The following is a 2,731-nucleotide window of genomic DNA, read 5'->3' on the forward strand; positions in this document are numbered from 1 at the left end:
CTGACGACAAGATCAAAGCGCTTGTCGACGGAGTAAAAGCCAAGCTTGCGGCCGGTAAGGCCGGCGACCTGCTCGGCTCAGTCAAAAAAATGTTTTAAACAAAATCCGGTACATACAAAAGCGCCCTTTGCGGGCGCTTTTGCTTTTGGCCGGATATTTGTCCGGTTATCGATCAACGGCATCGTAGATCTTTTCGACCATCTCTACCGCTTTCGTTCCTTCATACCCGTCGACGAGCGGTTTTTTGCCGGTCACGATGCAGTCGTAAAAATGACCGATCAGATCGGGACAGAAGCCCGGGTCAACCGGGGTGAGCTCGGGGCAGGCGCGGGTCGATTTTAACAGCTTCTCGCCGTCGAAACAGACCATGCCCTCTTCTCCGAAAATCGAGAGGGTCTCGAAGACCGGGTAGCGGTAGACGCCCCAGTTGCAGAAAAACTCGGCGATCGCACCGTTTTCGAACGTGAGCACCGAGGCGTTCAGCACCTCGCCGTCAAAGCGGAACGGCACGCCGACCGAATGCGATTTCACGTCTGCGACTTCGCCGATATACCACCGGAGCAGATCGAGCCGGTGAATTCCCGAACCCATCACGCAGCCGCCGCCGATTTTATCTTTGCTCTTCCACCACGAGCCCTCGCGCGGATTAAAATTTTGGTAGTGGTCGGCGCGCGCGCCGAAAATGCGCCCGAGTTCGCCGCTGTCGAGGATTTCTTTGATTTTCGCGTAGCCAGGGATAAACCGTTCGTTATGGCCGACCGCGAGCACTTTTCCGGATTTCTCGGCAGCTGCGCAAATTTCGCGGCATTCAGAGACCGAGGGCGCAAGCGGTTTTTCGATCAAAACATGCTTGCCCGCGTTCAGACAGTCGACGCAGATGCGCTTGTGGGTGTCGTGCGGGGTCGCGATGATGACCGCGTCGAGCTCGGGTAGTTTCAGCATTTCACGGTAATCGTTGTATGCGAAAACGCCGGGCAGAATGGCCGTTTCGCGCGAAAGCACATCCTTATTATTGTCGCTGATCGCGTAACAGATCATTTTGTCGGGTTTGCTTTGAACCGACTTCAAATGCGTGTGCATCGCGCCCTTGAGCCCGATCAGTCCGAGTTTTAAAATGAGTTCGTCATCCTTTCCGAATTTAAATCTATTCGGCTTTCTCTTTGACGCCGACCACGATCAAAACGCAGTCCTCATCGGACGTGGCGGTGAACGCGTGGGAATGGCCTTTGAGGCAGATCGAAAAATCGCCCGCCTTCAACGGGTAGGCCGCGCCGTCGGAATAAAGCGTGCCCGCGCCTTCGGTCAGGTACCAGATCTCCTCGGTGGTATGCGGGTGTTCGCCGATCGAGACGCCCTTTTTCAGGATATCGTGGTGAAAGAAATTAAAACTCTCGCTCGGGATGCCCTTCAGCATATTCCGGCAGTAAAGCACGCCGTTTCCGCCATGGCACTCAGCAGCCGGACCGCCTTTGATCTCCTCGAACGTGTTCATGAATTTGTCACCCATGATAAAACCCTCCTTGTATAAATATTAATTATGTGATATATCTGATTTATGCGATAACGCTCGAATTAAAGTATTTCTGCGTTATCAAGCCCATTATAATGCCGTGATAACGCCGTGTAAACCGTCATTATATGATAACGGCATTCCGAATGTGATGTGATTTTTATGATGGATGACATCCGTTTTATCGTGACCACCGACGACCCGGTCAGATCCATGCCCCGCATCACCGAGTTCTTTCACATTTTCGTGAATAATGCGGCGTATTTTTCAAGCGGTAAACTCCGGCAAAACGAACAGCACTGCATTTTTCACTATACGCTTGCGGGCTGCGGCGAGACCTGGATCGGAGACAAGACCTACCGCACCAAACCGGGGCAGGGGTTTTTGAATATCATCAACGATCCCGAAGCGGGATACCGCTATCCCCCCGACGCAGACGGGCTCTGGGAGGGCATTGTGCTCTGTTTTAACTGCGGGAACAGCCGCGAAGTCGCCGCCGAATTCATCAAAAAATACGGCCCGGTTTTCGATCTCCCGCTTGAGCATCCGTTTGTCAAACAGATGCTTGACGACTCGAAATGGAACGCCGGAATGGTCGTGCGCAGCGATGAGGCGGTAGAGTTATTCGCGGAACTCTTTTCGGCGCTTTTGTATTACCGGCGAATCGGCTCGAATGAAAAAACACCCCCGATGGAAGCGCTGCTGCTGAACGCCAAAAGCACAATCATCCGCGATATCGCCTCGAACCCGACCGTCAATGAACTCGCGTATCGTCTCGGGGTTTCGCGCGAACACCTCTCACGGGAATTTAAACGCCGGTTCGGAATGCCGCTCAAAGAATTTATCGCCCACGAACGCACGGAGACGCTGAAAATGATGTTACTGAACACCGATCTGCGCCTGTCCGAAATCGCCGAAAAGATGAATTTCAGCTCAAAGAGCAATATGAGCAAATATTTCAAAAAGGCAGCCGGAATCACCCCGTCGCAGTTTAGACAGGGGCATCAATCCGATTTGCTTAACATGGATTAAAAGAAAGCCCATCCGTACGGATGGGCTTTGGTTTACGGATTTTGTGAACGCTTCTTTCCGACGGAAAAGAAAAAGTTTCCCAAACGGTTTTATCTTCTCTTTCCAACGGAAAAGATGCGGTTAACTGAACGGTATTATCTTCTCTTTCCACGGAAACACAGGATGAGTAAGCAAACGGTTTTATCTTCT

General features: G+C 52.0%; 4 protein-coding genes. 1 reads left to right on the plus strand and 3 read right to left on the minus strand.

Features of this window, described 5'->3' with window-relative positions; genetic code table 11:
* Positions 1-165: 165 nt before the first annotated feature.
* Entirely contained in the window at positions 166-1,098 is a 933-nt protein-coding gene (locus PKH29_09625) for a Gfo/Idh/MocA family oxidoreductase (GenBank protein HNX15093.1), read from the minus strand.
* 46 nt (positions 1,099-1,144) lie between these two features.
* The gene (locus tag PKH29_09630) at positions 1,145-1,507 is read right to left on the minus strand and encodes a cupin domain-containing protein (protein ID HNX15094.1); all 363 of its coding nucleotides are present in this window, start codon (positions 1,505-1,507) and stop codon (positions 1,145-1,147) included.
* 165 nt (positions 1,508-1,672) lie between these two features.
* On the opposite strand from PKH29_09630, the gene PKH29_09635 reads away from it, so the two are divergent.
* A complete protein-coding gene (locus PKH29_09635) occupies positions 1,673-2,542 on the plus strand; it encodes an AraC family transcriptional regulator (GenBank protein ID HNX15095.1) in 870 nt (289 codons plus the stop codon).
* Here the strand turns inward: PKH29_09635 and PKH29_09640 are convergent.
* Positions 2,529-2,731, minus strand: a 203-nt coding sequence (locus PKH29_09640; protein HNX15096.1) for a hypothetical protein, incomplete at its 5' end; no start/stop codon positions are given. The two genes, PKH29_09635 and PKH29_09640, sit on opposite strands and share 14 nt — an antisense overlap.

Source organism: Oscillospiraceae bacterium (genome assembly GCA_035353335.1).
Classification (GTDB): Bacteria; Bacillota; Clostridia; order Oscillospirales; family JAKOTC01; genus DAOPZJ01.

What these genes read in the sequence shown, in the direction of transcription:
- PKH29_09630 (HNX15094.1), bottom strand. Translation starts at nt 1,507, where the DNA reads ATGGGTGACAAATTCATGAACACGTTCGAGGAGATCAAAGGCGGTCCG.
- PKH29_09635 (HNX15095.1), top strand. Translation starts at nt 1,673, where the DNA reads ATGATGGATGACATCCGTTTTATCGTGACCACCGACGACCCGGTCAGA.